This is a genomic window from Duganella sp. GW821-FHT07F09, from assembly GCF_059418705.1.
Genome location: NZ_JBWKQJ010000019.1, coordinates 46410 through 73334 on the forward strand (window position 1 = coordinate 46410; position 26925 = coordinate 73334).

Consider the following 26925-nt stretch of genomic DNA (forward strand, 5'->3'; position numbering starts at 1 on the left):
GCAATTGATCTCATTGAGGGAAAAGACGTCTAAAAGCCTGGTAAATCTTGGTCTAAAAACAAGGGCTTAGCGTTGCTTCTGTCATCAGCTTGTCAAGACGATGTGCCAGGCAAAAGAAGCAAATAAGAAACACTGTAAGATAAGCGTTCGCGCGTAACCTTTCCCCTTCCCTCTATGCTGCTCACGCCCGCCACTTTTATTCCACTGATTAATCCCGAACAGCACGACCGTGCGCTCACGTTCGTGTTCCATCGCGGGGAGTTGCTATTGCACAACGCCACTTTGGGCTTGCCGGACCCCGACGCGGTCGCGGCGCTCGATTTGCCGGCCGAACGCGTGCATTCGCTGGGAAAATGGGAGGATCGTTACTATCAATTGGCATGGCTGGACCAGCCGCTGCCGGTGGATGCGGAGCATGGTTACCACGGGCTGCGCTCGCTGTTCGGCGCGGTCGACGATGGCTTTCTGGGGCTGGCGGGCAGGGCGTTCCAGCTGGCCGAGTGGGCGCGCACGCATCGCTTTTGCGGCGCCTGCGGCACCCCCACGCAGCGGCTGACTGGCGAGCGCTGCTACAAATGCCTGAACTGCGGCATGACCGCGTATCCGCGCATCTCGCCGGCGATGATGGTGCTGATCCGCAAGGGCGACTCGGTCTTGCTGGCGATGCACACCAATTCGCCTGCCAAGCGTTACACGGCGCTGGCCGGATTCCTGGAGGCGGGCGAATCGATCGAGGAGGCCATCCACCGCGAAGTGTTCGAGGAGGTCGGGCTGCGCGTGCACAACCTGCAATACTTCGGCAGCCAGTCGTGGCCGTTCCCGCACTCGCTGATGATCGCCTACACCGCCGACTACCTGGACGGCGAGATCCGCGTCGATCAAACGGAGATCGCCGATGCGCGCTGGTTCGGGCCGGACGATGTCTGGCCCGATTCGCCGGTGACCGTGTCGATCGCGGCCAAATTATTGAATGCCCACCGTCCCAAAGCATGAGCATAGAATGGAATGAAGTCCGGCAAGCCGGCGAACTGCAGGCCGCCTTCGCGCTGGCGCGCTCGCAACAACGTCCGCTGTTCCTGTACTGGGGCGCGGTGTGGTGTCCGCCGTGCAATCGCGTCAAAGCCGAAATCTTCGCGCGCGATGAATTCGTGCGGCGTTCGGCGTCGGTATTGTGCTGCCGCCTCGACGGCGACAGTCCCCGCGCGCAGGCGCTGGCCGCGCGCTACGGGCTGCGCAGCTATCCCACCCTGGTGCTGTTCGCGCCCGGCGGCGGCGAGATCACGCGCCTGCCGTGCGAGCTCGACGGCGAACTATTCGTCGGCGCTTTCGACACGGCGCTGGCCGTGCATGCGTCCGGTTCCAGCGCCGCCGTCGCGCTGGAGGCGGCCTTGTCCGGCGCCCGCAAGCTCGGCGCCAACGAATGGTCGTTGCTGAGTCATTATTCCTGGGATACCGACGAGGGGCGTTTGCTGGGCGGACGCGATCCGGCCGCGACCTTGCTGGCGCTGACGCGCGTGTGCGACGATGCCGACGCGGCCGCGCGCCTGGGCCTGCATGCGCAGCTGGCCGCCGCCGGCAAAGGCGTCGACGCGGCGGCCAACGCCGATGCTTTGATGGCGGTGTTTTCGGATGCGCGCCTGGCGCGCGCCAACATGGACATCCTTGGCAACAGCGGCGTCAATCTGATCAAGTTCGCCAGCCGGCGCGAGGAGCTGGCCGCCGTGCTCGGCGTCGCCGCCGCGCAATGGGCCGACGATTTCTGGCTCGGCGCGCCGGACCGCCTGGCGGCGGTGCGGCTGCAAATGCGGCTGACGCGTTTGCTCGCATCGACGCAGGGGTTGCAACAGCAGGTGCGCGATCGCGTGGAAGCGGCGCTGGCGGAATCGACCGATCCATATGAGCGGCACACGCTGGTCAACACGGCGGTCAGCGCGCTGAACGATGTCGGCTTGGGCGCGCAAGCGGAGCAGGTGTTGATGGCGGAATTGCCGCGCTCCCATTCGCCCTACTATTTCATGCTAAGCCTGGCGACAGGCGCGAAGCGGCGCGGCGACATGGCGGCCGCGGTCGACTGGTATGAAAAGGCGTGGAACGCGGCGGTTGGTCCGGCGACGCGCTTGCAGTGGGGCGTAACGTATCTAAACAGTTTGACGGAGTTGCTGCCGCAGGACGCCGCGCGCATCGATCAAGCCGGGCAAGGCTTGCGGGCCGACATCGCCGCAGCCGGCCCCGACGCCTTCGAGCAACGCAACCTGGCGCAGCTACAAAAACTGCGCGATGAGAAATGGCTCGCAGGACGCGCAAAGTAGGGCGGATTAGCGCAGCGTAATCGGCCATGCACGAGCCGCCGACTGCGCATACATGGCCGATTACGGCGTTCCGCCTAATCCGCCCTACGTGGTTGAGAGGTTTATCGCGGTTACCGGCCCGGCTTGCGGCGGAACTCGGCGTTTGGCTTCCATTGCGGCACGTCTTTGTTTTGGGCGATGTGGTAGCCGGTCTGGAATAACAGGGCGATGTCCTCCACCGCGCCGCGCGTGTCCCACTTGGGATCGATCACGTCGTTGACCGTGTGGTATTGCTGCGTGCTGTAGCGCATGAGCTTTTCGCGGCCGTACGCGGCCGGCTTGCCGATGAAGTCGAGACTGTCGCTGAGATACACCACCGGCACGCCGGCCTTGGCGAATTCGATCTGGTCGCCACGGTAGAAATTGCCGTATTCGCCGTTGCTGTCCGGACGCACGGCCCGGCCCTGGCCGCGCGCTACTTTGACCACCACGTCGTCCGCCGTCGATTGGCCCATGCCGCGCAATTCCACCGTGCGCGTGCGGCCCCAGACGTTCATACCCTGCAGGTTGATGTTGACCAGCGTTTTGTCGATCGGGTACAGCGGGTTGCGCGTGTAGTATTTGGCGCCCAGCTGGCCACGCTCCTTGCCTGTGGTCGCCAGAAACACGATGGTGCGCTTGGGCGCGACCGGCAACGCCTTGTACGCCTTGGCGATCTCCAGCAAGGTGGCGACGCCGGCGGCGTTGTCGAGCGCGCCGTGGAAGATCTGTTGCGTGCGCGGGCCGGGCAGGGTTTCATCGATGCCGAAGTGGTCCCAGTGCGCGCTGTAGACGATGACTTCGTTCTTCAACTGCGGATCGGAACCGGCGATCTTCGCCACGACATTGTGCGAGACGATTTCGCGCCACGCGTTGAGCTCGCTCACACTGAGCTTGACACCCAGCGGCACCGGCTTGAAGTCGCGCGACAGCGCCTGCTTTTTCAGCGCTTCGAAGTCGTGGCCGCCGGCCCGGAAGACGTCGCGCGCGCGGTCGATCTGCAGCCATCCGGGCACGGCCGGAAAGTCCGGGTCCGGCGTCTTGTCGAAAATGGCGAAGTTCTCGCGGCTCCAGCTGTTGCGCACGACCTCGTACGGGTAGGCGGCCGGCTTGGCTTCGTGCACGATCAGCGCGCCGGCCGCGCCCATCCTGGCGGCCATTTCGTATTTGTAGGCCCAGCGGCCGTAGTAGGTCATCGCGGCGCCGCCGAACACGGCCGGGTCCAGCCGCTTGGGATGCTTGGGGTCCGGCAGCGGCGGGTCGTTGATCAGCATGACCAGGGTTTTGCCTTTCAGATCGGCGCCCTTGTAGTCGTCCCAACGATATTCCGGCGCCTGCACGCCGTAGCCGACGAACACCAGCTCGGAGTCGATGACGTCGATTTGCCGCTCGGCACGCGCCGACCAGGCGACGTAGTCGTCGCCGAAGATCAATTGGGTGGCCGGCCCGTCCTTGGGGGTGTAGCTCATCGTCGGATGGCTGGAGATGCCGACGGTGGGCACTTGCTGCAGATAGCTGCCGTCCGGATTGCCCGGCTCCAGGCCCAGTTTCCGGAACTGCTGCTGCAGATAGTCGATCGTGAGCTGCTCGCCGCGCGTGCCGGGCGCGCGCCCCTCGAAGTCGTCCGACGAGAGCATGGCGACGTGCTCAAGCCAGCTGGCGGCGTCGATCTGCTGCTGCGCGTTGTGCAGCATCCGGGCCGGCGACGGCGCTGCGGCGGCCTTGGCCGTGCCGGACGCTTGGGGCGTGGCCGCGAAGCCGGCGCACGAAAAACCAGCCAGCAGCGCCGTCGACAGGAGCAGTTTCATGAAAATAACTTTTGTTAAGGGACGATAGCCTCATTCTGACACATTTTGTTGCCCAATGACACTAATTAACCAATCCACAAACACCCGCACCCGTGGCGACAGGTGGCGATTGTGCGAATAAACGATGTGAATGGGCATAGTCGCGGGCCGCCACGCCGGCAGCACTTCCTCCAGCGCACCCGATGCCAGCAGCGGCATGATGGTCTGGCTGGGCACCTGGATCAGGCCCAGCCCGGCGACACAGGCGGCGATATACGCCTCGGTACCGCTGACGGAGACCTGGCTGCGCATCGCCAGGGTGCGCTCGACGCCCTCGTTGTCGACGTATTCCCAGTCCATGTCGCGACCGCTCTGGCTGGAGAAGAAATTGACGGCGTAGTGCTGTTGTAAATCGTCCAGTGTTTGCGGCCGTCCGTGGCGTTTTAGATACGCCGGGGAGGCAAGGTTGACCTGTTGCAGGTTGCCGATGCGCCGCGCCACCAGGGTGGAGTCGCGCAGGGTGCCGCCGCGCACGGCGCAGTCGATGCCTTCGCCGACCAGGTCGGCAAACCGGTCGCCGGATCCCAGCCGCACCTGGATGCCCGGATGGCGCTGGAGGAAATCGGGCAGCGCCGGAATGACGATCAGGTGCGCCAGCCGCTCCGGCAGCTCGACCCGCACCGCGCCGCCGAGCAGGCGGCCGTCGCCGGCGAACAAACCGTTCATGTCCTCCAGGTCGTTGAGCAGGGCGGTGCAGCGCTCCAGGTATTGCGCGCCCTCGGCCGTGAGGCTGACCTTGCGCGTGGTGCGTTGGAGCAATCGCACGCCGAGCTGCTGTTCGATCGCCTGCACGGCGTTGGTGACGGTCGGCTTGGGCAGGTTGAGCCGCTCGGCCGCCTGCGTGAAACTCTTGCAGTCGGCCACCGCCCGGAAGATCTGCATCACCTTGAACTGGTCCATGATTGTTATAAATTTTCGAATTAAGTAATGGATATGCGCATATTTATTACCTCAATCGATAATAGCATAATGATTTCTCCGCTTACCGACCTTAGGAGCACATCATGCAAACCCGTAATCTAGGCCGCACCGGCCCGCAAGTCTCGCAACTGGGCCTCGGACTGATGGGCATGTCCGACCTGTACGGCCCGGCCGACCGCGCCGAAAGCCTGGCCACCATCCGCGCCGCGCTGGACGCCGGCGTGACCCTGCTCGACACCGGCGATTTCTACGGCATGGGCCACAACGAGCTGCTGCTGAGCGAGGCGCTGCAAGCCGGCGGCCGCGACAACGTCAGCATCAGCGTTAAGTTCGGCGCGATGCGCGATCCGGCCGGCAACTGGATTGGCTACGACGCCCGTCCGGCGGCCGTGAAAAGTTTCGCCGCCTACAGCCTCAAACGGCTGGGCGTGGAGCATATCGATATCTACCGCCCGGCGCGGCTCGACCCTGCCGTGCCGATCGAGGAGACCGTCGGCGCCATCGCGGAACTGGTCAAGGCCGGCTATGTGCGTCACATCGGGCTGTCCGAGGTGGGCAGCGAAACATTGCGCCTCGCCCACGCCGTGCATCCGATCTCCGATCTGCAAATCGAATATTCGATGATTTCGCGCGGCATCGAGGACGGCATCCTGCAGACCTGCCGCGAACTGGGCATCGGCATCACCGCCTATGGCGTGCTGTCGCGCGGCTTGATCAGCGGTCACTGGAGCAAGCAGCGCGCCGGCGAGGCCGACTTCCGTGGCCTGGCCAGCCCGCGCTTCCAGGGCGAGAACCTGGACCACAACCTGGGGCTGGTGGAAAAAGTGCGCGCCATCGCCGACGAGCTCGGCGTGTCGGTGGCGCAGGTGGCGATCGCCTGGGTGGCGGCCCAGGGCGGGGACATCGTTCCGCTGGTGGGCGCCCGCACCCGCGCCCGCCTGACGGAGGCGCTGGGCGCGAACGCGGTGCGGCTGTCGGCGGCCGACCTGGCGCGGCTGGCGCTGGCGGTGCCCGCCGACGCGGCCGCCGGCGATCGCTACAACGCCCATGCGGCCGTCGCGCTCGACAGCGAAAAGCGCTGACACCAGTCTTTAGATCGGATTATCGGATGGATTTGACCGGAAAATTGCACTTTTATATCTGAATTTTTAATACTAAGATGAACTTATCGACAAACAACGCAGCAAGCCCGCAACCCAGCCGATAAAGCGCTCTCCGGAGCATTACGCTAATCAGATAAGGAGCAATAAAATGAACGTCAAATCCATCATCGCATCGGTTTCCCTGCTGGTTGCCGCCGGCGCCGCTTTCGCCCAGGCACCATCGGGCCAGCTGACCCGCGAACAAGTCATCGCCGAGACCGTCGCCGCGCGCGCCGCCGGCCAGCTGGACCAGAACGAAGCGACGATCAATCAATCGTTCGCGAACACCTCGACCAGCACCCTGAGCCGTGACGACGTCAAAGCCCAGACCATCGCCGCCCGCAACGCCGGCGAACTGGACCGCAACGAAGCCTATGACGACGTCGCCTACATGTCGCCGAGCGCCCGCAAGGGCAACGTGAAGGCGCAAATGGCCGCCAAAACCGCCAAGGGCAGCACGACGCAATAACATCGGTCAACGATGTGTCGGGCCCGGCCACCGGCCGCCGACACAAATAGTCAGCCAACGGGCGCGGCGATACAGATCGCCGCGCCCGTTTTTTATTGTTGAGCTACCAATAGTCCATTCCCAAATAAACAACAGGGTAGCGTTATCACGCCCGGCATTTAACATTTTTCGGTATAGTTTCCTGTAGAAAACAGGAGACCTCCATGAACAAATTGTCTTTCCAGCAGAAGCTTTGGGTGCCGTTGATTTGCAGCCTGCTCTGCATCACCGCGATTTTCCTGTATGAGACGATCCAGACTCGCAATCTGCGCCTGGAAGAACGCAGCAACGAATTGCGTCACATCGACGAGGCCGGCCTGAGCATCGTCAAGCAGTTCGGCGACAAGGCCGCCAACGGCACCATGACCAAGGAAGAGGCGCAAAAGCAAGCCATGGCGCTGATCAAGGGTCTGCGCTACGGCAAGGACGGTTACATCACCATCACCAGCGGCACCGTGTCGCTGATGAATCCGTTCAAGGCTGAAAACGACGGCAAGGACATGGTCGATTTCAAGGACCCGAACGGCACCTATCTGTACCGCGACATCCAGGCCGCCGGCGCCTCGCCGGAAGGGGCGGGCTTCGTGCGCTACTGGTGGATACGGCCGAACACCACGGTGCCGGTGCCCAAGCTGAGCCGCGTGGTGCACTACGCGCCATGGAACTGGGACTTGACCACCGGCGTCTACACCGACGACGTCGACGCCGCCTTCCGCGCCTCGCTGCTCAAATCGGCCGGGCTGCTGGCCGGCGTATGCCTGTTGCTGTGGACCATCGTCAGCCTGGTCAACAAGAGCCTGCGCCACACCATCGGCGGCGACCCCGACTACGTCAGCCAGGTGGCGCTGCAGATCGCCGGCGGCGACCTGAGCGCGCCGATCAAGACCCATGCCACCGACGACGCCAGCATCCTGTTCGCGATGAAGTCGATGCAGGCGCGGCTGGCCGAGACCATCGGCGAGATCCGCCGCAGCGCCGACACCATCGCCACCGCCTCGGGCGAAATCGCCTCCGGCAATATGGACTTGTCGGCACGCACCGAATCGCAGGCCAGCTCGCTGGAGGAGACGGCCGCGTCGATGGAGGAGTTGACCTCGACCGTGAACCAGAACGCGGACAACGCGGTGCAAGCCAACCAGCTGGTCATGTCGGCCTCGGCGGTCGCCGAAAAAGGCGGCAAGGTGGTATCGCAGGTGGTGCAGACGATGGACACGATCAACGCGTCGGCGACCCGCATTGTCGACATCATCAGCGTCATCGACGGCATCGCTTTCCAGACCAACATCCTGGCGTTGAACGCGGCGGTCGAGGCGGCCCGCGCGGGCGAGCAGGGCCGTGGCTTCGCGGTGGTGGCCTCCGAGGTGCGCAACCTGGCGCAGCGCTCGGCCGGCGCGGCCAAGGAGATCAAGGAGCTGATCAACGCTTCGGTCGACAGCATCAGCGCCGGCAGCGCGCTGGTGGCCGAGGCCGGCACGACGATGGATCAGGTGGTGGCCAGCGTGTCGCGCGTGACGCAGATCATGTCGGCGATCACGGCCGCGTCGAGCGAGCAGAGCACGGGGATCGGGCATGTGAATACGGCGATCACGGAGATGGATTCGGTCACGCAGCAGAACGCGGCGCTGGTGGAGCAGGCGGCCGCCGCGGCGGGCAGCATGCAGGAGCAGGCCGGCAATCTGGCGGAGTTGGTGAGCCGGTTCAAGTTGAGCGGCGATCAGCAGCAGAGCGTGGCCAGCCATCAGCCGCGTCCGGTGGCCAAGCCGGCGCCGCGCCGGGTGGCGTTGTCGCGCTGAGATTCGTCCGGGGGATGGATATTTCGATCCCTCGGGGAGACACGTAGGGCGGATTAGCGCAGCGTAATCCGCCATGCATGCGCCGTCGGCGGCTCATAAATGGCGGATTACGGCGTTCCGCCTAGTCCGCCCTACGTGTCGCCGTTGATATATTTTATTGCGCGGGTCTATTGGGCCGGCTCCAGCACGGCCTCTTCAAACACCAGCTTGCCCCCGTCCACGCGGAACACGCCGATCAATTCCCCGCCGTTGCCTTTGACATCCGGGTACTGGGTGCAGGTTTGCGTCTCGATCTGCCACATCTCGCCGCCGGCGCGCAAGGTCCAGACATTATCCCCGCCCGATAGCAACTCGATCTCGACATCGTCGGCCGGCATGTCCGACAACTCGATCCTGCGCAAACACCGCGGCAGATGCTGCATGATCAATTCCACGCTGCTCTCGCTGCTCCAAAAGTACTTTTGCGTCCGGTGCACGGTCATCACGTGCTCGCTGTTGCCGCTCTCCGGGTAGTACGAGGCGCTATCGTCGACACACGCCGTCAGCATCAGGGACATCAGTACTATCAGTATCTTGCGCATGGGCGGGTTTCCGGTCGGGGTGCTATCGAGTGTGCAACATTATAGCCGTCCCCGGCGCCGCCCCCCGCAATGCCGGCGCCGACGCGCCGGTTTTGAAGAAACCGACCACCCTGGCCAGCGCCTCCGCCTGTTCCTGCATGCTCTGCGACGCGGCCGCCGCCTGCTCGACCAGCGCGGCGTTCTGCTGCGTGACCTCGTCCATCTGCGTGATGGCGACGTTGATCTGCTCGATACCCATCGTCTGTTCCTGGCTGGCCGAGGTGATCTCGCCCATGATGTCGGTCACGCGCTGAATGCTGTCGACGATGTCGCCCATGGTTTGACCGGCCTCGTTGACCAGTTTGGAGCCGTCGTCGACATTGGCCACCGAGGCCGAGATCAATTCCTTGATCTCCTTGGCCGCCGCCGCCGAGCGCTGCGCCAGGTTGCGCACCTCCGACGCCACGACCGCGAAGCCGCGACCCTGCTCGCCGGCGCGCGCCGCCTCCACCGCCGCGTTCAGCGCGAGGATGTTGGTCTGGAAGGCGATGCCGTCGATGACCGAGATGATGTCGACGATCTTGCGGGACGAGGCGTTGATGGAGCCCATCGTGTCGACCACCTGGGCGACGATGGCGCCACCCTTGCTGGCCACCTCCGACGCGCTGCGCGCCAGGGTGTTGGCCTGGCGCGCGTTGTCGGCGTTCTGCTTGACGGTGGAGGTCAGCTCCTCCATCGACGACGCGGTTTCCTCCAGCGAGCTGGCCTGCTGCTCGGTGCGCGAGGACAGGTCCATGTTGCCGGCGGCGATTTCATTGGAGGCGACGGTGATGGTGTCCGTGCCTTGCCTTACCTGGCCGACGACGTTGAGCAGGCTGTCGTTCATGGCCTTGAGCGCGTTGAGCAGACGGCCCGTTTCGTCGGTGGCGGTAACTTCGATCCGGGTCGACAGGTCGCCGGCGGCCACCGTCTCGGCCAGGTCGACGGCGGCGTTGAGCGGCACCGTGATCGAGCGCGTGATGAACCAGGCCACCGCCGCACCCAGCGCCACGGCCAGCAGACCGAGACCCACCAGCAGCAGCTTGGATGAGCGCAGCACCGCCGACACTTCGTCGCCGGCATGCTTGGCCTGCGCGCTTTCGTGGGCGACGATGTCGCCCAGTACCTTCAGCACGCCTTGCAGGCTGGGAGCGGCCGTCTGCGTCAAATAGGCGGTGGCGTCCTGGATCTCGCCATCCTTGCGTAGCTCGATGACCTTGTTGTTCTTGGCCGCGCCGTCGGCGATCAGCGCGTCCAGGTTGGCCAGCATGGCCTTTTCCTTTTCATCCGTGGCGAGGCCGGACAGGATTTTTTTCGCCTCGCCGTACTTCTGGCGCGCCTCGGCGATTTTCTGCAGCTCGGCGTTCACTTCCGGCGTGCTCGGGACGACGACGATATTGGTCAGGTGTAGTGTGATGTCGCGGACGGCGTCGACCATGTGGTTGGCCGCTTCCATCTTGACGTTCTTGTCTTCGATGATGTCCTGGGTGCGGCTGCCGATGCGGCCCATGGAGCTGAGTCCCAGCACCAGCACGGCCACCAGCAGCGCCAGGACGATGGCGAAGCCGGCGCCGAGGCGCGTTCCGATTTTTACGCGGTCGAGGGTCATGGCGGCATTCCTTTAGTTCACGGGGGCAATTCTCTCCAATATACCCGTCCGTGTCCGTTAAAGGAATGCGCTGTCGTGGTGCAGCAACGTTAGCCGAATTTGACCAGGTTCAGCACCGGCAGCGGGCCGCCGGGGAACTGCGCCAAGCGTCCGCCGCCATCGAGGGTACCCAGATCGACGCCGGCGAATCCCAATTGCTCGATCAGTTGACCGACGGTTTTCTTGGCGTCGGCGTCGTCGCCGGAGTAGAACAGCACGCGGCGTCCGCCCTCCGCTTGCGGATCGCTTTGCAGCAGCGCGGCGCCCAGATGGTTGAAGGCCTTGACCACGCGGGCGCCGGGCAGCAGGTCGGCCAGCACCAGGCTCGATGCGCGGCCGCCCAGGTCCACGGCTTTGAACGACGGCGCTTCGAGCGCGTTGTTGGCGTCGACGACGATGCGGCCGTTCCATGCCGGCAGATTGCGCACCGCCTCGGGGATGCGGCTCCACTGCACGGCGAGGAAGACCACGTCGGCCTTGGCCGCTTCCTCGATGGTGACGGGGCGGATGTTCGGCAGTTCCGCGTGCAGCGCGGCCAGCGATTCGGGGCCGCGGCTGTTGGCGATGGTGGCGGCGATGCCGGCTTTGGACAGGTTGCGTGCGATGGCGGAACCGATGGCGCCTGCGCCGATGATGGAGATGTTCATGATGTGTTTCCTTTCGTTGATTGGGTTTCGATGAGTTCAGTATGGCCGCCGTCACTTGCTACGGGTAGTCATAGCTTGGTAGTATCAGCTTCAAGCAAACGTTGAAAGCATCGTCGTGGAAACCCTGTCCAACCTTGAGTCCTTCGTCCGCAGCGCGGAATCGTCCAGCTTCTCGGCGGCGGCCCGGCGTCTGGCGCTAACGCCGGCCGCCGTCAGCCGCAACGTGGCGCAGCTGGAGCGCAACCTCGGCGTGCGGCTGTTCCAGCGCACCACGCGGGGCCTGACCTTGACCGAGGCCGGCGAGCGGTTTCTCAATTCCGTCGGCGCGGGGCTGGACGGCATCCAGGGCGCGATCGCGGAGGTGACGGCCAAGGCGGGCGAGCCGGCCGGCGTGCTGAAATTGAGCATGGCGCCGGGCTTCGGCCGCCGCCACGTGCTGCCGCTGATGCCGGCGTTTATGGCGCGCTATCCGGCGCTGACGCTGGATCTCAATGTTGAAAACCGGCGGGTCGACCTGGTGGCCGGCGGCTTCGATGCGGCGATCGGCGGCGGTTTCGAATTGTCGCCTGGCGTGGTGGCGCGGGCGCTGATGCCGGCGCACGGCGTGGTGGTGGCGTCGCCGGCTTATCTGAAGGGACGCAAGCCGCCGGCCACCCCCGCGGACCTGGCGGACCTCGACGCGATCGTCATGCGCTCGCCGCAGAGCGGCAGGGCCAAGTCGTGGGAGATGCGCAACCGCGCTGGCGATGGCATGTCGGCGCTGCTGCGGCCACGCGTGTTCCTCAACGATCCCGATGCGATCCGAACTGCGGCCTTGATGGGCATGGGCGTGGCGATGCTGGCGATGACCGATCTGGGGACGCATCTGGAAAGCGGTGAGCTGCAACGCGTGCTGCCCGACTGGTATCTTGATATCGGCGCGATCTCGCTGTACTTCACCAGCCAAAAACTGATGCCCGCGAAGACGCGGGCATTCGTGGATTTTATGACGGAAGCGTTCCGCGAACAGAAAATGGCGGAACGCTATTCGGCGATTTAAAATCTGTACCCGACACCCACGCCGATCATCAGCGGATCGACCTTGACGCGGCTGGCCTTGACGCCGCCGATCATGACGTCGCTGCGGAGTTGTGCTTTCTTGACGTCGAAGTTGAGCGACCAGTTTTTGTCGATGGCGTAGCCCACGCCCGCCTGCAGCACCAGTCCCAGGCTGTCGTGTTCCAGGCTGGCCTGTCCGTTCAGCAGGCGTACCTTGGAAAAGGTGGTGTAGTTGATGCCCGCGCCGACATAGGGTTTGAGCGGCGCGTCCGGCGTGAAGTGGTACTGCAACAGCAGCGACGGCGGCAGGTGCTTGAAGGTGCCGATGCTGGCGCCGTCCAGATAGGCGTTGTGCTTTTGCGGATACGTCAGCACGAGCTCCGCCGCCAGGTTGGGAGTGAAGAAATAGGAAACGTCGAATTCGGGGATGGTCTCGTTGCTGACGCTGAGGCGGTCCGACGCGCCGGCGCCGCCCACCGGGTCCGACTTGTCGGCCGGGTTCAGATGCACGGCGCGCACGCGCACCAGCCATGGCGACTCTTGCGCCACGGCGCTGCCCATTGCGGCACCCGTCAGGTTCAGGGTGGCCAGTACTGCCGCTGCGATTGCCTTGGTCTTGCTCATTTCACTTCCTCTTTGATGTCGTCGTAAGTAACGCAATCAAGTCTATTGATCCGAAGCATGAAAAACTTTGATCCAAGTCAAAAACAGAAATATTTCGGACATGCTGCAGAGTTAATGTAGTGGGTGTAGTATCACCAGCGGTGTAATCGGGCAACCAAAATCCAGGGAGAAGTGCATGGCTAAATTGAACGTCAACGGCGTGGTACGCGAATTCGAGGCGGAGGACGACACGCCGCTGTTGTGGGTCATACGCGAACAACTGGGGCTGACCGGCACCAAGTACGGCTGCGGCGTGGCGCAATGCGGCGCCTGCACCGTGCATATCGACGGCGAACCGACGCGCAGCTGCGTGCGGCCCGTCTCCACCGTCACCGCCGAACAAAAGATCACCACCATCGAGGGTTTGTCCAAGGACGGCTCGCACGCGATCCAGAAAGCCTGGGCCGCGTTGGACGTGCCGCAGTGCGGCTTCTGCCAGTCCGGCATGATCATGGCCGCCGCCGCGCTGATACGCGAAAAGCCGAAGGCCACCGACGCCGACATCGACATGGCGATGTCCAACATCTGTCGATGTGGCACTTACAACCGGGTTAGGGCGGCGATCCATGTGGTGGTCAAGGGCGGCGATCCGAAAAGCGCCGGCCTCAATATCCAGCACGTGGAAGGAGGCAAGGTATGAGCGGCGCTCCGGTTTTGCCAGGCTCCTTGCCAAGTTCCACTTCGCGCAGGGGCTTCCTGAAGGGCGCGGCCGCCGGCAGCCTGGTGGTGGCGTTTCATATTCCGTTCGAGGCGGTGGCGCAGGGCGCCCCGGCAGCCTCCAAGGGCACGCCCGAGGTGAACGCGTGGGTGGTCGTCAAGCCGGACGACACCATCGTGATCCGCATCGCCCGCTCTGAGATGGGCCAGGGTACCTTGACCGGCCTGGCGCAGCTGGTGGCCGAGGAACTGGACGCCGACTGGAGCAAAGTCACCACCGAATATCCGACCCCGGGACAGAACCTGGCGCGCAAGCGCGTGTGGGGCAGCTTCTCCACTGGTGGCAGTCGCGGCATCCGCGAATCGCACGACCTGGTACGCAAGGGCGGCGCCACCGCGCGCACCTTGTTGGTGCAGGCGGCGGCCGATGCGTGGAAGGTGCCGTCGTCCGAGTGCGTGGCCGCCGTCAGCGTGATCACGCACGAGGCGAGCGGACGGTCCATCAGCTACGGCAAGGTGGCGGAGGCGGCTTCGAAGCTGAGCCCTCCGGCGGAGGTGATGCTGAAGGACCCGAAGGACTGGAAGCTGGTCGGCAAGCGCCTGGCGCGCCTGGATACGGTGGACAAGACCACCGGCGCGCAGATCTATGGCATGGACATCAAGATGCCGGGCCTGCTCAACGCCGCCATCAAGGATTGCCCTGTGTTCGGCGGCACGGTCAAGAGCTTCGACGCCACCGCGATCGAAAAGCGCCCCGGCGTGAAGAAAGTGTTCAAGGTCGGCGACAGCGCCGTGGCGGTGGTGGCGGACACCTGGTGGCGCGCCAAGTCCGCTTTGGATGCCTTGCCTATTGAATGGGACAAGGGGCCCAACGCGAATTTGTCGAGCAAGGACGTGGCGGCGACGTTGAAGGCGGCGCTGGACGCGCCCGATGCGGTCGTCGGCAACTCGAACGGCGACGCGAAGGCGGCGATCAAGTCGGCGGCGCGCACCATCGAGGCGGTGTATTCGTACCCGTGGCAGAACCACGCGACCATGGAGACCATGAACGCGACCGCGCTCTGGACGCCGGAGCGCTGCGAGGTGTGGACGCCGACGCAGAACGGCGAGGCGGCGCTGGCCGCGACGTCCGAGGCGGCCGGTCTGCCGGCGGCCAAGTGCGACGTCTACAAGATGCACCTGGGCGGCGGCTTTGGCCGGCGCGGCGCATCGCACGACTGGGTGACGCAGGCGGTGAAAATCGCCAGGGAGATGCCCGGCACGCCGGTGAAGCTGATCTGGACGCGCGAAGAGGACATGCTGCATGGCCGCTACCATCCGATCACGCAGTGCAAGCTGACCGCCGGCCTGGATGCCAAGGGTAACATCACCGGCCTGCACATGCGCATCGCCGGCCAGTCGATCCTCGCTTCGCTCGGCATGGCGATCAAGGATGGCAAGGACCCCGTGGTGTTCCAGGGGCTTAACGCGCCGGGACCGGAGGCGTCGATCGGTTATTCGTTCCCGAATCTGCTGATCGATCACGCGATGCGTAATCCGCCGGTGCCGGCGGGCTTCTGGCGCGGCGTGAACTTGAACCAGAATACGATTTACCTGGAGTGCTTCCTCGACGAGGTGGCCTTCGCCACCAAGCAGGACCCGCTGGCGCTGCGCCGCAAGCTGATGGCCGAGCATCCCAAGCATCTGGCGGTGTTGAACGCGGTGGCCGAGAAGGCCGGCTGGGGCAAGCCGGCGAAGAAGGGCGTGTATCGCGGCCTGGCGCAGACGATGGGCTTCGGCAGCTACGTTGCCGCATGTGCCGAGGTATCGGTCGACCAGAAGACGGGCAAGCTGAAGATCTTGCGCATCATCGCGGCGACCGATCCGGGTTACGCGGTCAATCCGCAGCAGATCGAGGCGCAGATCGAAGGCTCGTTCGTGTATGGGCTGTCGGCGTCGTTGTACGGCGAGTGCACGTTGAAGGATGGGCAGATCGAGCAATCCAACTTCGATACCTACCAGGTGCTGAAGATCGACGAGATGCCGAAGGTGGAGTCCATCATCATGCCGTCGGGTGGATTCTGGGGCGGCGTGGGCGAGCCGACCATCGCGGTGGCCGCGCCGGCCGTGTTGAACGCGATCTTCGCCGCCACCGGCAAGCGGATACGCGATCTGCCGCTGAAGAACCATAGTTTGAAGAAGGCGTAAGAAGGATGGCGGCGTGGCTGGCGCTGGCTGCCTCCATCGCCTTGGCGGCGTTTGTCATCGCGCCGCCTGCCGCCGCAGATCCCGGCTATGTGATCTCCGGCGACGGCATTGCCGCGCCGTTGAAGGGCGCTGTCGCCGGCGACGCGGTGCGTGGCCGTGCGCTGGTGGCCAGCCGGCAGGCCAGCCTTTGCCTGTTGTGCCATACCGGTCCCATTCCAGAGGAACGCTTTCAGGGCAATCTGGCGCCCGATCTGCAAGGCGCGGGCCGGCGTTGGAACGCGGCGCAGCTTCGCTTGCGCATCGTGGACGCCAGCCATTTCAACCCGGTGACGATCATGCCTTCCTATTACAAAACCGATGGCCTAAACCGCGTGGCGCCGGCTTTTCAGGACAAGACGATATTGACCGCGCAGCAGATCGAGGACGTCGTGGCCTGGCTGCTCACGCTGAAGGAGCAAACACCATGAAGCGCCGCGATATGCTGGCCGCCGCAGGAACCGGGCTGGCGATGCTGGCGCTGGTGCGCCCGGCCTTCGCCACCACGGAGGAGATGGCGGCGGCGATCAATACCTTCACCGGCGGCGTCAAGCCGACCGAAGGCAAGATGACATTCGATATCGCGCAGCTGATCGACAACGGCAACGCGGTGCCGGTGACGGTCTCCGTCGACAGCGCGATGACGGGCGCCGACCATGTCAGCGCGATTGCCATTTTCAACGAGCGTAATCCGCAGACCGACGTGGCGGTGTTCACGCTTGGTCCGCGCGCCGGCAAGGCGCAGGTGTCCACGCGCATACGGCTGGCCACGTCGCAGAAGCTGACGGCGGTGGCGCGCATGAGCGACGGCAGCTACCGGTCCAAATCCGTGAGCGTGATCGTGGCGCTGGCGGCCTGTATTGAAGGTGAGGCTCCCTGATGGCGCGCGCATTGATCCATATGCCGGCGACGGCCAAGCGCGGCGAAGTGATTGAAATCCGCGCGTTGATCGGGCATCCGATGGAGACCGGTTACCGTCCCGCGGCGGACGGCAAACTTATCCCGCGCGACATCATCCGCAAGTTTGTATGCCGTTACAACGGTGAGCAGGTTTTTGGCGCCGAGCTGCATCAGGCGGTGTCCGCCAATCCGTACATCAGCTTCTTCACCGTCGTCACGGAGACGGGGACGTTGGAGTTCACGTGGGAGGGCGATAACGGTTTCGCCCAGACGGAGAAGATGAATTTGACGGTGGGACCAGCATGAACAGGCGGCTGGGCGGCGCGTTATGCTGCCTTGCGGGCGCGTTGATGCTGGGTGCGACCGCTGCCGACACCGGCGATACGCGACGCTCCGGCAGTGAGTTCATGAGCGCGTCCACGCAGGCGATGCAGCGCGACGACACGCTCAATCCAGCGATGTTGTGGATCAGCGGCGGCGAGGCGCAGTGGGGCGCCGCCGCCGGCAAGAGTGGCAAGTCCTGCGCCAGCTGCCATGGCGAGGCGAATCAGAGCATGCGGGGCGTGGCGGCGCGGTATCCGGCTTTTCACGCCGGGAGCAAGGTGACGATCAATCTGGGGCAGCGCATCAATGTATGCCGCGAGCAGAAGCAGCAGGCGCCGGCGCTGCGGGCGGAGAGCGAGGAGCTGCTTGGGCTGGAGGCATACGTGGCGATGCAATCGCGCGGCATGCCGGTGGAGCCGCCGCAGGATGCGGGGACCAGGGCATCGGCGGCGCGGGGCAAGGAGTTGTATGTGCAGCGCATCGGGCAGTTGAATTTGTCGTGCGCGCAGTGCCACGATCAGCGGGCGGGTGGACGTCTGGCCGGTAGCACGATACCGCAAGCGCATGCGGCCGCGTATCCGATCTACCGGCTGGAGTGGCAGGCAATGGGGTCGTTGCAGCGTCGGCTGCGCAACTGCATGAGCGGCGTGCGCGCCGAGGTGCCGGCGTTCGGCGCGCAGGAGCTGGTGGATCTGGAAGCCTGGCTGGCCGTGCGCGACAAAGGGATGAAGACGGAGACGCCGGGAGTCAGACCGTAAAGCGACGATGACGCGTGAAAAACGTGGAGGCATCTAAAAACGTACGCTGACGCGTGAAGAACGTGGAGACACGTAGGGCGGATTAGGCGGAACGCCGTAATCCGCCAATGCATGAGCCGTCGAGACGCACGCATTGGCGGATTACGCTGCGCTAATCCGCCCTACGTGTTTCCGTTGTGAGTTTATTTATGGGGGACTGGTGATGTTATTGAAGATTTCCATGCTGGGCATGATCGCTCTGGCCGCCGCCAATTCCGGCGCGACAACCATCTCCCCCGGCGCGCGGCTCGCCGCCAATTGCGCCGCGTGCCATGGCACCAACGGCGACACCAAAAACGCGCCGAATTTCGCAACCCTACCCGGTCTGGCCGGGCAGCCCCGCGAAAATCTGGCCGCCAGCCTGCGCGCGTTCAAATCCGGCACCCGCCCATCGACCATCATGACGCAAATCGCCAAGGGCTACACCGACGAACAAATCGAACTGCTGGCTGCCTTCTTCGCCGCGCAGAAGAAAGCGACGCCATGAAACGCCGCCAATTCATCCAGGCCGCAGGCGCCGGCGCCTTGCTCGCATCGACCACCGGCTGCGCCACCATTGGCGGCAAGGCCAGGCCACAAGTGGTGGTGGTCGGCGGCGGCTACGGCGGCGCCACCGCCGCCCGCTATGTGCGCATGTGGAGCGAAGGGACAATCGACGTCACACTGATCGAACCGGATGCCGGCTTCATCTCCTGCCCGTTATCGAACCTGGTGCTGGGCGGGTCGCGCGGCATCGCCGACTTGTCGCTGTCGTATGACGCGCTGGCCGGCAAGCACGGCGTGCGCATTCTGCGCGATACGGTTACCAGCATCGACGCGGAAAAACGCACGCTGGCGCTGGCCGGCGGGCAGACGCTTTCCTACGACCGCCTGATCGTGTCGCCGGGCGTGGAGTTCATGTGGGACCAATTGCCCGGCATGCTGAAGCCCGGCGCGCGCGAGACGGTGCTGCATGCGTGGAAGGCGGGCGCACAAACCGTCGCGCTGCGGGCGCAGCTGGAGGCGATGCCCGACGGCGGCGTGTTTGCGATGACCATTCCGCCGGCGCCGTATCGCTGCCCGCCGGGACCGTACGAGCGCGCGTCGCAGATCGCTTTCTACTTCAGCCGCTACAAGCCGAAATCGAAGGTGCTGATCCTGGATGCCAATGACGATGTGGTGTCCAAGGGGCCGCTGTTCAAGAAGGTGTGGAAGGAGCGCTACGGCGGCATCATCGAATACCGTCCGTCGTTTAGAACCGCCGATATCGATGCGGCCACGCGCACGGCGGTGTCGGAGCTGGGGGATCGGGTGCGGGCGGACGTGCTCAATGTGATCCCGCCGCAGCGGGCCGGGGCGATCGCGGTGCGGAGTGGTTTGGCCAATGCCAACGGACGTTGGTGCGGGGTGGACTTCCTCAGTTTCGAATCGACACAGGCGAAGAATATCCACGTGCTGGGCGATGCGATTCAGGTGTCGCCGTTGATGCCAAAATCGGCGCACATGGCCAATCAGCATGCGAAGGTATGCGCGGCGGCCGTGGTGGATATGCTCAACGGCCGCGCCCCCGATCCGCATCCGATGCTGACCAATACCTGTTACAGCTTTGTGTCGGATACGGATGTGATCCATGTCGCCTCCGTGCATGCGTACAGCGCGGAGCAGAAGACGTTGCTCGTGGTGTCAGGCTCGGGAGGCGTATCGACGGGACCGAGCGCGCTGGAGGGCGAATACGCGATGAACTGGGCGCGGAATATCTGGGCCGACACATTGGGCGCATAAGTGCGTGTTCCCCCCATGGCACGCCGGGAGACCACGGATCCACGTAGGGCGGATTAGGCGGGACGCCGTAATCCGCCATCTATGAGCCGCCGAAACGCACGCACTGGCGGATTACGCTGCGCTAATCCGCCCTACGTGTCTCCACGAGAAATCACATGTCGGTGTTCATCGGTACCGCGCCAATATCTGGTCGATACTGCCGTCCTTCAGCATGGTCTCTATGACACTATTGACCTGTTCGAACGGCACCTGCGACTTGCGCGAAAACGCGCATTGCGCCTTGAAGTTGATAAAAACCAGCTCCGGACGTAAATGCAGCGCCGGATAGTTGCGCTGCAGGTAGGACATCGTGATCTCGCCGATCACCGCGTATTGCGTCTTGCCGGCCAAAATCTGCTGGATATTCTGATCGATCGTGAGCGCATCGACACGCTTGAACCCCTTGCCCAGCACCTGCTCGATGCGCGGATAGCGGTACCCTCCCACTGTGCCGACCGGCTTGTTACGCAAGGCCCGCAGCGAGCCGATCTGCGGCGCGTCGCCGCGTGCGACCACCATTTCGGTGTCCGACAGCAGCGGCGTGCTCCAGTTGTAGTCGCCGTCGATCCAGAACGGCATCACGTAGCACATGCCGTCGGCGCGGCCGCTGGTCAGCACCTGCTTCACCCCGGGGACGTCGACGCTGATATAGACGGCGCGCCGCCCCAGCCGCCTGGCCATGGCGTCGCCCAGGTCCTTGAGGATGCCGCCCGTCAGGATGCCGTTCTCGAAGCGCACGATCGGCATGGCCTGGTCCAGCGGCGCGATCATGATGTATTCCCCGGGCGCTGCGTGCACGGTGGTCGAGGCGCATAGCGGCAAGATCGTCAGCAACGTGGCCGCTATGCGCAGGGCGGTTTTCAGCATGTCCGGGTATCCTGAATGAGGGTATGCCCCATTATAAGGCGGACAAGCCGCGTCAGGACGTGAGTTGGTTTTCCTAGAGGCAAGCGGGCGCTAAGTTTGCCGCGTACGACGTAGACTGAATTTTCCTATCGACCCCATGCGTTTAACCGAGGAGCTCATCATGACCCACACACTGGCAGCCGTATTTGAAACCCGCGCAGAGGCCACCCAGGCTCAGGAAGAACTGATCTTGAATGGCTTCGATCGCGGTAGCATCCAGATCACCGATTCCGGCAGCGCCGCCGGCCGCGCGCGCATCGACGACGACGCGTCGATCCTGGGCAACATCAAGCAGATGTTCAGCGACCTGATCGGCCGGGAGCACGCCGACCGCCACGTCTACGCCGAAGCGTTGAATCGCGGACACACGGTGCTGACCGTCGAATCCGAGGACCTGGACAAGGCCGACCTGGCCGCCGACATCGTCGAAGACTTCAACCCGATCGACATCGACGAGCATGAAACTATGTGGCGCGCCAGCGGCTGGACCGGCGCGGAAATCCTGCGCAGCGGCACCGGCATGCAGCAGACCTCGGTGGGCGCGTCGCAAAGCGCCGTCGAGCCCGCGCTGAAAAGCGCGCCCGAGCCGCACGGTATCCGTCCGCGCGAGGAGGCGGTCGAATTCGTCCGCTCAGAGCAGGGCATGCTGACGCAGGGTTCGCTGCAGCGCGGCGAGGTGATCTCGCCGGACGGCCCGTTCACCGGCGACCCGCTGGCCGAGGGACAGCGCACGCTGCAGCGCAGCGGCATGCGCATCTATCCGCGCGATGTCGAGGCCGGCGCCAACGAGGACAGCCTGAATATCCTGCGCGGCGAGCGTGTGGATGAGCTCGACAGCAAGGCTAACCAGGATAGTCTGAACATCCTGCGTGGCGAGAGCGAAGGCGATGAATATTTCCGTTCGCACTGGGAGAAGACGTACACCGGCGGCACGTATCAGGAGTACAACCCGGCGTATCTGTATGGCGAATCGATGGCCGGCAGCCCGGCGTATCAGGACAAGCCGTGGGAGCATGCCGAGTCGGACCTGCGCACGACCTGGGAAAATACCTATCCGCAGTCGAGCTGGGAGAAGTTCAAGGAGGCCGTGCGGGCCGGCTGGGAGCGTGTGACGCGATAATGGTCCGGCACGTGTTGGATCATGTGCCGTATCCGAACCGGTAGCCGCCGAGCAGGCAGGCTCGCCCTGCTCATGAATGGCCGTCGCGATGACGGCCTTTTTTTTCGTCCGCACGGATGCTTTTTGGTGCGAAAAATAGTAACTGTGACTATTCGATAGACTTCCGAATGAGGATTCACCCATAATCGGGAGTGTTTCCAATTGGAAAACATCTATCGGGATTCGGCAATGGAACGTTCCAGCGTCACGAGGGCCTCGTTTTTCTGGTTAGTGCGAAAACACTTTACATGGCCACGATTGATAGCGCTGGCTGGTGCGGCTTTTTGTGTCTACTTATTCGTCTTTGGCTGGCATTCACGCTACTTCGAGTTGAAGTGGGATGAGGAGGTGGAGTTAGCCGATGGCAGGGTTGTTGTCGTCCACGTGCGCCGGACTTTCGAACGCTTGCGCTTCAGGTTTGACCCATATTCAGGCGCCATTACGCGGGATACCGAACTCAGCTTCGATGCTGGAGGCACTACCGGGAGAGTTACCCAGCTTTTAAAAGGCTATGCGCCGATTTTACTGGATGAGGAGCAAGGCCGGTGGTACTTGATGATCTATGGCGGATCCTATGGAAAGTCACGACTGGTGCCCGGACAGAACTTCGGTCTATCGTGGTACGGCTGCGGTCCTGTGTTGCAGTTGCAGGGCACAAGTTTTGTCCCGATTTCTGTCCATGATCTGCCCACCGCCTTCAAACAGCCCAATTTTTTGATGTTCCATGGGGAGATACGCGAGCACGCGCTCTTCCACGGCAGGTTGGTCACCGTTTCGGAGAAGCGCGAGTGGCGCAGAACGCATCCGCCGCGGAACCATGAAGAGACAGCTATTTGCCGCCCGCCAAAAAACACAGTCAAACCCCTTGATCTCTTTCACTACAACCCTGTTCAAAGCGAGACGAAATGACGACCGAATCGACCTATGCGATGTTGGCGCCCCGCCGATCCTAAGCCGGCCTGGCCGCCATCGCCAAAGGCGCCCAGGCGACATCCCAAGCGATGCGCTCTTGTTCCAGCCGCAGGCTTTGGCCCCGGGCGTTTTTGCGCAAGGCGGTGTCGACGGCGCGCTCCTCTTCCGTCAACGCGGAAAAGTCATCCGCCGCGTGCTGTGATCTCTCCTCCGTCCATAACGTCGAAAACCGCAATATTGTCGCTTCGTCCATCATCACCGATTTCAGCTTCGGAAACCGGCTGCGCGCTTGATGCAAAATGGCATAGCCGTGCGTATCGATGTCGCCCCAATAGATGCAAGCCGCGTTAGTGATCCACGGTACCGCCGCCAGCGCCTCAACCGCATAACCCAGCCCCATGAAGGCCACGGCACCAGGTATATCCTCCAACGCCAGCCCGGTCTGTAGGTTTTCCACGATGATCACGGTCGACGGCTGCCACGGCATGCCGGCCAGCGATTGCACCGGCGCGCTGATATCGCCCATGCCACCAATCACAGCCGTCAATGCCGGATTTTCGCTCCTGCGTATCGAGGCTGAGCGCACGCGGCGGAAGTCGCCCGCCAGGCCGTCGGCCAGGGTGATGATTTCGCGCGTGCGTTCCAGCGCGGCGGACTCGGGCAGGATGTGCAGCACGCCCTGTTCGATGGCGGCGATGTCGCGCTCGATGCGTTCCTGCTCGGCGCGCAGGCGCTGGATGCGGCGGGTTTTGTCGGCGTCGGTGTCCTCGGCCAGGCGCGCCAGCGCGTTGATCACCAGGCCGAGGCGGCTTTCGGTCGCGGCCGAGTGCGGCTTGACCTGGCCGGCGACGAAGCGGATTGCCTCGATGGTCGAGGTGGACAGCTCGTACTCCTCCTCCGAGGCGCCGGGCGGGAAGCGGCGCTCGAGGTGGCCTTCGGACAGCCAGCCGGCGACGTAGGCTTGCGCGGTCTGCGGCCAATCCTCGCCGAGGCGCCGCAGGTGTTCGAGCTCGCGCGCGATGCGCTCGTGGAAGATCGCCTCCGGCAGGCTGCGCTCGCCGTCGTAGAGGTGGGTTTGCATCAGCGCCAGCGCCGCCGGGCCGCCGGGCGCGGCCAGAAGCCGCCACAGCGGTTGCTAGCGCAAGCGGCGGTTGGTGGCGAGGGGGACGTCGGCTTTCATGGCGCTATTTTAAGGCACGCGGAGGGCTGTGGCGGGGCGGCTTTTTTTGGGTGGCTTCCTCGGGGAGGAGCGGTGACCTGTAAGCCGGCTATTGCCGCCATGTTCGAACCTCGTTGGCCAGCTCAGCGAGAAGTCGAACCCCATCGGTTTTAACAAAACGATAGACAAGCAACGCTTGGGCTTCGTCATAGGCTTGGCTGGCCAGATGACGGATGCGGTGTAGCTCGCTCCAGCCGTCAACATCCAACAGTAATCCTTGATCCAGCGCTGACTGCAGCGCTTCCTTGGCGTTAACAGCTATGATGTCTTTGGTTTCCAGCCAGAGCTTTGTTGCCTTCCACGCGAGCTCATACGTAAATTCGAACCGCTGAATGGACGCATCGCGCAAAAACGAGTTTTCAGGCTGAGCGAGGGCTTCCTCCAAACGCGCGAGCGCCGACAGAAAGTCACGGCTGTGTTCTGCGAGGCGGATGTTCATACTGTTTCGAGAGGTTGAGTACCCAGTATAGTCCGGGGGCGGACAAGGGGCAGCGTGAAATTGACGGACTTGTCATCATCGAATCGCCCTTTACTCTATATTCTTGGTCTGTCGAAGGCAGGCCGATCTGACCGCGTCCTGAACGCGTCCTGAATAGGTCAGGTCTCCGCTTTCTTACTGGTATAGCGGTCTTCCTCCCGCAATTTCCGCCCGTAGTCCAGTAGATCTTTTGGGTAGACCAAATGGTTGATCTGGCTGTCGTCCAGGTCGAGGAGGTATGCCGCAGCGGCCGCTTCAAATGCCCAGTAGCCGTAATAGCCTAGCTTGCTCGCTGTGAGATGCTCGTTATACCAGCGCGGATGATATTTCATGGCGGGATACCACTGCTTTAGATATTCCTGAAGAAGGTCGACCGTCTTTTGTTCGTCCGGTTCATGGAAAACTCGCAGCAGTGTGGCGTAAGGTTCACCGAGCACGCAGGAATCAAGCACCATCTCATCCTCGATGTATCCGCCGATCAGTTCCTCGAAGAGGCCGTCTTCTCCGCGATGGCTGCGCAGTATGTGGATTATGCGCATGACCGAGCGCAGATCGCGCAGTAATATGGCTACACTCAACAGCTGGAGGGTGTTCTCGTAATCGAATATAACGGAGAAATCCGGTCCCGCCTCGTATTCGTATGGGCCGTACTCCGGGAACTCCATCGCCGCCTCCATCTCGAAGGCTTGGTGGACATCATTCCACGCCTCAAATGCGTCGACAATGCCAGATATTTGCGGCGCTAGCTGATCAAGTGGAACGCCTGCAGTGTAGTCGAGCATCCAGATCCAAAATGCCTCCAAATGTAAAAATTCGTGAACAACGGCATTTTCGTCAGCGGAATCCGCAGTTTCCTTATTTTTTAACTGTCCCTGAATCAAAGAGAGTTGATTTGCACGTGTCTTTTGATACATGTCCTCGTCAAGGTACTGCTGACGACGACGTTCATAAAATGGCAAATTCTTCATATTTGACTCGCCGCTTACAAGGCACCTGTTTTGCGCGGGATGCTGCGCGCGTAATCGACCAAGTCTTTGGGATATACCATCTCGTCACGGTAGCTGGAGTCATCAATGTCGTAGAGGTAGGTGAAGGCGCCGGCGCACATCGCCCAGTACCCGAAATACGGCGTGAACTCCGGTTTGATTTTTTCGTGTTTACCCCAGAAGTGAGCTTTTCCTTTCATATTGATGTACCACTTTTTCACATGCTGGCGCATTTCTGCGGCCATTTCTTCCGGGGTATCGCTATCCACCACGTCTAGCAACTTCTGATACTGTTTTTTCCACAGTAAATAGTCAAGCCATGGGCGGTCCGGCAGGAAAAGCTTAAAAAGTTCTTCTAACACAGCATCAACTTGATCGAAATCCGTACCTTCGTTGAGGGCACAAATTCTTGGCACCAGATCTTCACGGCGTAACAGGATTGCGACGGCCACCATATTCAGATAGCCGACATACGTGTCGATCATGTCGTTCATGATGAACGGAGGGTAGTAGTCGTCTTCTGGAACCTCATCCAGGCACGCAATCCAGCGCTCATAAGCGATGACGATGCTGTCCAGGGAATCCGCTAGCTCCGCTAGGCTTTCGCCAGCCGTATAGCGCAGCTGAAAAATTATCCAGCTATCCAAGGCCGCTATTTGCAGATCCCTACACCTGTCAATCAGAGGTAAATTTTGTGGGGACTCGATGGCGTTCTCGGCCACCAACTGGGTGACCGTATTTCGGTAGCTCTCTTCGTCGAGGTAAATTTGGCGTCGACGATTGTTGAACTTGATTGGCGTTGGCATTTGCAAGTCCCTAAAAATTTATTGGCCTCGCAGCCACTGCCAAATCGTCAGGCCGTATTGTGCATCCGGGAAGTTTGGCATGCCCGTGCCTGCGGCGAAGTGCGCTTGGCTGTCCGTTTTTGCTGGCGTGAACCATAGGCCGGACTTCGGACAGGGTTCACCACCTGCTACGCGCAATGGCTTGCTCATCGTCTCTTGAGCATCGTAGCGTGGGATGCTGCGTGCGTAATCGACAAGGTCTCTGGGATACACTGTCTCGTTACGGTAGGCCGAGTCGTCGATGTCGTAGAGGTAGGTGAATGCCGCCGCACACATCGCCCAGTAGCCGTCGTAGGGAGTGAACTCTGGCTTGATTTTTTCATGCTGCCCCCAGAAGTGGGCCTGCCCCTTCATATCGGCATACCAGTTTTTCACGTAGCGCTTCATTTCGGTTCGCATCTCTTCTGGCGTGTCGCTGTCGATAGCGTCGAGCAGTTTGCGGTATGGCTTATCCCATAGCCAGTGATCCAATTCAGGACGATCTGGCAGGAAAAACTTGAATAGTTCCTCTAGGGAAGCGCTGATCAATTCAGTTTTCAGCGCTTCGAAGGCGATGTAACTGGCTCGACAGATCTGAGATTGAAAA

Annotated in this window: 28 protein-coding genes; 16 read left to right on the forward strand and 12 right to left on the reverse strand. The window is 62.7% G+C overall.

Annotated elements, in window-relative coordinates; all coding sequences use genetic code 11:
- The first annotated feature begins 174 nt into the window (after positions 1-174).
- Complete coding sequence (gene nudC, locus AC07P1_RS31480; RefSeq protein WP_494699539.1) at positions 175-993, forward strand: NAD(+) diphosphatase; 819 nt, start codon at positions 175-177, stop codon at positions 991-993.
- A complete protein-coding gene (locus tag AC07P1_RS31485) occupies positions 990-2309 on the forward strand; it encodes a thioredoxin family protein (protein ID WP_494699540.1) in 1320 nt (439 codons plus the stop codon). The genes nudC and AC07P1_RS31485 overlap by 4 nt, the downstream gene beginning before the upstream one ends.
- A 110-nt stretch (positions 2310-2419) precedes the next feature.
- On the opposite strand, the gene AC07P1_RS31490 is transcribed toward AC07P1_RS31485, so the two are convergent.
- Complete coding sequence (locus AC07P1_RS31490) at positions 2420-4135, reverse strand: M28 family peptidase (protein ID WP_494699541.1); 1716 nt, start codon at positions 4133-4135, stop codon at positions 2420-2422.
- Between the two features lie 30 nt (positions 4136-4165).
- On the reverse strand, positions 4166-5074 hold the full coding sequence (locus AC07P1_RS31495; RefSeq protein ID WP_494699542.1) for a LysR family transcriptional regulator: 909 nt from the start codon (positions 5072-5074) through the stop codon (positions 4166-4168).
- A 104-nt stretch (positions 5075-5178) separates the two neighbouring features.
- On the opposite strand from AC07P1_RS31495, the gene AC07P1_RS31500 reads away from it, so the two are divergent.
- From AC07P1_RS31500 to AC07P1_RS31510, 3 genes are all read left to right on the forward strand, one after another.
- Positions 5179-6177 (forward strand): aldo/keto reductase, encoded by a 999-nt coding sequence (locus AC07P1_RS31500; protein ID WP_494699543.1) that lies wholly within the window; start codon positions 5179-5181, stop codon positions 6175-6177.
- A gap of 169 nt (positions 6178-6346) precedes the next feature.
- Complete coding sequence (locus tag AC07P1_RS31505; RefSeq protein ID WP_494699544.1) at positions 6347-6706, forward strand: DUF4148 domain-containing protein; 360 nt, start codon at positions 6347-6349, stop codon at positions 6704-6706.
- A gap of 203 nt (positions 6707-6909) precedes the next feature.
- Positions 6910-8538 carry a methyl-accepting chemotaxis protein gene (locus AC07P1_RS31510; protein WP_494699545.1) on the forward strand — a complete coding sequence of 543 codons (1629 nt, stop codon included), beginning with the start codon at positions 6910-6912 and terminating at the stop codon, positions 8536-8538.
- 167 nt (positions 8539-8705) lie between these two features.
- On the opposite strand, the gene AC07P1_RS31515 is transcribed toward AC07P1_RS31510, so the two are convergent.
- The 3 genes from AC07P1_RS31515 to AC07P1_RS31525 all read right to left on the reverse strand — a co-directional run bounded on the left by AC07P1_RS31515 (position 8706) and on the right by AC07P1_RS31525 (position 11432).
- Complete coding sequence (locus tag AC07P1_RS31515) at positions 8706-9119, reverse strand: hypothetical protein (RefSeq protein WP_494699546.1); 414 nt, start codon at positions 9117-9119, stop codon at positions 8706-8708.
- 22 nt (positions 9120-9141) lie between these two features.
- Positions 9142-10746: a methyl-accepting chemotaxis protein gene (locus tag AC07P1_RS31520; protein WP_494699547.1), complete on the reverse strand. Its 1605-nt coding sequence runs from the start codon at positions 10744-10746 to the stop codon at positions 9142-9144.
- Between the two features lie 89 nt (positions 10747-10835).
- Positions 10836-11432 (reverse strand): NADPH-dependent F420 reductase, encoded by a 597-nt coding sequence (locus tag AC07P1_RS31525; RefSeq protein ID WP_494699548.1) that lies wholly within the window; start codon positions 11430-11432, stop codon positions 10836-10838.
- 115 nt (positions 11433-11547) lie between these two features.
- Here AC07P1_RS31525 and AC07P1_RS31530 point away from each other — a divergent pair, with 115 nt between their 5' ends.
- Positions 11548-12471, forward strand: a complete 924-nt coding sequence (locus tag AC07P1_RS31530) for a LysR family transcriptional regulator (RefSeq protein WP_494699549.1) — start codon at positions 11548-11550, stop codon at positions 12469-12471.
- Here the strand turns inward: AC07P1_RS31530 and AC07P1_RS31535 are convergent.
- Positions 12468-13094: an OmpW/AlkL family protein gene (locus AC07P1_RS31535; protein WP_494699550.1), complete on the reverse strand. Its 627-nt coding sequence runs from the start codon at positions 13092-13094 to the stop codon at positions 12468-12470. The genes AC07P1_RS31530 and AC07P1_RS31535 overlap by 4 nt on opposite strands.
- Before the next feature lie 175 nt (positions 13095-13269).
- Between AC07P1_RS31535 and AC07P1_RS31540 the strand changes: the two genes are divergently transcribed.
- From AC07P1_RS31540 to AC07P1_RS31575, 8 genes are all read left to right on the forward strand, one after another.
- Positions 13270-13773, forward strand: a complete 504-nt coding sequence (locus tag AC07P1_RS31540) for a (2Fe-2S)-binding protein (RefSeq protein ID WP_494699551.1) — start codon at positions 13270-13272, stop codon at positions 13771-13773.
- Complete coding sequence (locus tag AC07P1_RS31545) at positions 13770-15977, forward strand: xanthine dehydrogenase family protein molybdopterin-binding subunit (protein ID WP_494699552.1); 2208 nt, start codon at positions 13770-13772, stop codon at positions 15975-15977. The genes AC07P1_RS31540 and AC07P1_RS31545 overlap by 4 nt, the downstream gene beginning before the upstream one ends.
- Positions 15978-15982: 5 nt before the next feature.
- A complete protein-coding gene (soxX, locus tag AC07P1_RS31550; protein WP_494699553.1) occupies positions 15983-16444 on the forward strand; it encodes a sulfur oxidation c-type cytochrome SoxX in 462 nt (153 codons plus the stop codon).
- On the forward strand, positions 16441-16893 hold the full coding sequence (locus AC07P1_RS31555) for a SoxY-related AACIE arm protein (RefSeq protein WP_494699554.1): 453 nt from the start codon (positions 16441-16443) through the stop codon (positions 16891-16893). The genes soxX and AC07P1_RS31555 overlap by 4 nt, the downstream gene beginning before the upstream one ends.
- The gene (gene soxZ, locus AC07P1_RS31560) at positions 16893-17219 is read left to right on the forward strand and encodes a thiosulfate oxidation carrier complex protein SoxZ (RefSeq protein ID WP_494699555.1); all 327 of its coding nucleotides are present in this window, start codon (positions 16893-16895) and stop codon (positions 17217-17219) included. The genes AC07P1_RS31555 and soxZ overlap by 1 nt, the downstream gene beginning before the upstream one ends.
- On the forward strand, positions 17216-17995 hold the full coding sequence (soxA, locus tag AC07P1_RS31565) for a sulfur oxidation c-type cytochrome SoxA (protein ID WP_494699556.1): 780 nt from the start codon (positions 17216-17218) through the stop codon (positions 17993-17995). Before soxZ ends, soxA begins: the two co-directional genes overlap by 4 nt.
- A 220-nt stretch (positions 17996-18215) precedes the next feature.
- Entirely contained in the window at positions 18216-18521 is a 306-nt protein-coding gene (locus tag AC07P1_RS31570; protein WP_494699557.1) for a c-type cytochrome, read from the forward strand.
- Positions 18518-19795, forward strand: a complete 1278-nt coding sequence (locus tag AC07P1_RS31575) for an FCSD flavin-binding domain-containing protein (RefSeq protein WP_494699558.1) — start codon at positions 18518-18520, stop codon at positions 19793-19795. Before AC07P1_RS31570 ends, AC07P1_RS31575 begins: the two co-directional genes overlap by 4 nt.
- 165 nt (positions 19796-19960) lie before the next feature.
- On the opposite strand, the gene AC07P1_RS31580 is transcribed toward AC07P1_RS31575, so the two are convergent.
- Positions 19961-20701, reverse strand: a complete 741-nt coding sequence (locus tag AC07P1_RS31580) for a substrate-binding periplasmic protein (protein WP_494699559.1) — start codon at positions 20699-20701, stop codon at positions 19961-19963.
- Positions 20702-20861: 160 nt separating this feature from the next.
- On the opposite strand from AC07P1_RS31580, the gene AC07P1_RS31585 reads away from it, so the two are divergent.
- Positions 20862-21860 (forward strand): hypothetical protein, encoded by a 999-nt coding sequence (locus AC07P1_RS31585; protein ID WP_363506784.1) that lies wholly within the window; start codon positions 20862-20864, stop codon positions 21858-21860.
- 201 nt (positions 21861-22061) lie between these two features.
- Complete coding sequence (locus tag AC07P1_RS31590) at positions 22062-22808, forward strand: hypothetical protein (RefSeq protein WP_494699560.1); 747 nt, start codon at positions 22062-22064, stop codon at positions 22806-22808.
- 40 nt (positions 22809-22848) lie between these two features.
- Here AC07P1_RS31590 and AC07P1_RS31595 read toward each other — a convergent pair whose 3' ends face one another.
- From AC07P1_RS31595 to AC07P1_RS31615, 5 genes are all read right to left on the reverse strand, one after another.
- A complete protein-coding gene (locus AC07P1_RS31595) occupies positions 22849-23940 on the reverse strand; it encodes a DUF3375 family protein (protein ID WP_494699566.1) in 1092 nt (363 codons plus the stop codon).
- Positions 23941-24079: 139 nt separating this feature from the next.
- Complete coding sequence (locus AC07P1_RS31600; RefSeq protein ID WP_494699561.1) at positions 24080-24469, reverse strand: HI0074 family nucleotidyltransferase substrate-binding subunit; 390 nt, start codon at positions 24467-24469, stop codon at positions 24080-24082.
- A gap of 158 nt (positions 24470-24627) precedes the next feature.
- Positions 24628-25476 carry a PoNe immunity protein domain-containing protein gene (locus AC07P1_RS31605; RefSeq protein ID WP_494699562.1) on the reverse strand — a complete coding sequence of 283 codons (849 nt, stop codon included), beginning with the start codon at positions 25474-25476 and terminating at the stop codon, positions 24628-24630.
- Between the two features lie 14 nt (positions 25477-25490).
- Positions 25491-26300, reverse strand: a complete 810-nt coding sequence (locus AC07P1_RS31610) for a PoNe immunity protein domain-containing protein (protein ID WP_494699563.1) — start codon at positions 26298-26300, stop codon at positions 25491-25493.
- Between the two features lie 18 nt (positions 26301-26318).
- A partial coding sequence (locus AC07P1_RS31615; protein ID WP_494699564.1) for a PoNe immunity protein domain-containing protein occupies positions 26319-26925 on the reverse strand: 607 nt, incomplete at its 5' end.

Coding starts and splice junctions, on each gene's coding strand:
- nudC (WP_494699539.1), top strand. CDS start 175: ATGCTGCTCACGCCCGCCACTTTTATTCCACTGATTAATCCCGAACAG.
- AC07P1_RS31485 (WP_494699540.1), top strand. CDS start 990: ATGAGCATAGAATGGAATGAAGTCCGGCAAGCCGGCGAACTGCAGGCC.
- AC07P1_RS31490 (WP_494699541.1), bottom strand. CDS start 4,135: ATGAAACTGCTCCTGTCGACGGCGCTGCTGGCTGGTTTTTCGTGCGCC.
- AC07P1_RS31495 (WP_494699542.1), bottom strand. CDS start 5,074: ATGGACCAGTTCAAGGTGATGCAGATCTTCCGGGCGGTGGCCGACTGC.
- AC07P1_RS31500 (WP_494699543.1), top strand. CDS start 5,179: ATGCAAACCCGTAATCTAGGCCGCACCGGCCCGCAAGTCTCGCAACTG.
- AC07P1_RS31505 (WP_494699544.1), top strand. CDS start 6,347: ATGAACGTCAAATCCATCATCGCATCGGTTTCCCTGCTGGTTGCCGCC.
- AC07P1_RS31510 (WP_494699545.1), top strand. CDS start 6,910: ATGAACAAATTGTCTTTCCAGCAGAAGCTTTGGGTGCCGTTGATTTGC.
- AC07P1_RS31515 (WP_494699546.1), bottom strand. CDS start 9,119: ATGCGCAAGATACTGATAGTACTGATGTCCCTGATGCTGACGGCGTGT.
- AC07P1_RS31520 (WP_494699547.1), bottom strand. CDS start 10,746: ATGACCCTCGACCGCGTAAAAATCGGAACGCGCCTCGGCGCCGGCTTC.
- AC07P1_RS31525 (WP_494699548.1), bottom strand. CDS start 11,432: ATGAACATCTCCATCATCGGCGCAGGCGCCATCGGTTCCGCCATCGCA.
- AC07P1_RS31535 (WP_494699550.1), bottom strand. CDS start 13,094: ATGAGCAAGACCAAGGCAATCGCAGCGGCAGTACTGGCCACCCTGAAC.
- AC07P1_RS31540 (WP_494699551.1), top strand. CDS start 13,270: ATGGCTAAATTGAACGTCAACGGCGTGGTACGCGAATTCGAGGCGGAG.
- AC07P1_RS31545 (WP_494699552.1), top strand. CDS start 13,770: ATGAGCGGCGCTCCGGTTTTGCCAGGCTCCTTGCCAAGTTCCACTTCG.
- soxX (WP_494699553.1), top strand. CDS start 15,983: ATGGCGGCGTGGCTGGCGCTGGCTGCCTCCATCGCCTTGGCGGCGTTT.
- AC07P1_RS31555 (WP_494699554.1), top strand. CDS start 16,441: ATGAAGCGCCGCGATATGCTGGCCGCCGCAGGAACCGGGCTGGCGATG.
- soxZ (WP_494699555.1), top strand. CDS start 16,893: ATGGCGCGCGCATTGATCCATATGCCGGCGACGGCCAAGCGCGGCGAA.
- soxA (WP_494699556.1), top strand. CDS start 17,216: ATGAACAGGCGGCTGGGCGGCGCGTTATGCTGCCTTGCGGGCGCGTTG.
- AC07P1_RS31570 (WP_494699557.1), top strand. CDS start 18,216: ATGCTGGGCATGATCGCTCTGGCCGCCGCCAATTCCGGCGCGACAACC.
- AC07P1_RS31575 (WP_494699558.1), top strand. CDS start 18,518: ATGAAACGCCGCCAATTCATCCAGGCCGCAGGCGCCGGCGCCTTGCTC.
- AC07P1_RS31580 (WP_494699559.1), bottom strand. CDS start 20,701: ATGCTGAAAACCGCCCTGCGCATAGCGGCCACGTTGCTGACGATCTTG.
- AC07P1_RS31585 (WP_363506784.1), top strand. CDS start 20,862: ATGACCCACACACTGGCAGCCGTATTTGAAACCCGCGCAGAGGCCACC.
- AC07P1_RS31600 (WP_494699561.1), bottom strand. CDS start 24,469: ATGAACATCCGCCTCGCAGAACACAGCCGTGACTTTCTGTCGGCGCTC.
- AC07P1_RS31605 (WP_494699562.1), bottom strand. CDS start 25,476: ATGAAGAATTTGCCATTTTATGAACGTCGTCGTCAGCAGTACCTTGAC.
- AC07P1_RS31610 (WP_494699563.1), bottom strand. CDS start 26,300: ATGCCAACGCCAATCAAGTTCAACAATCGTCGACGCCAAATTTACCTC.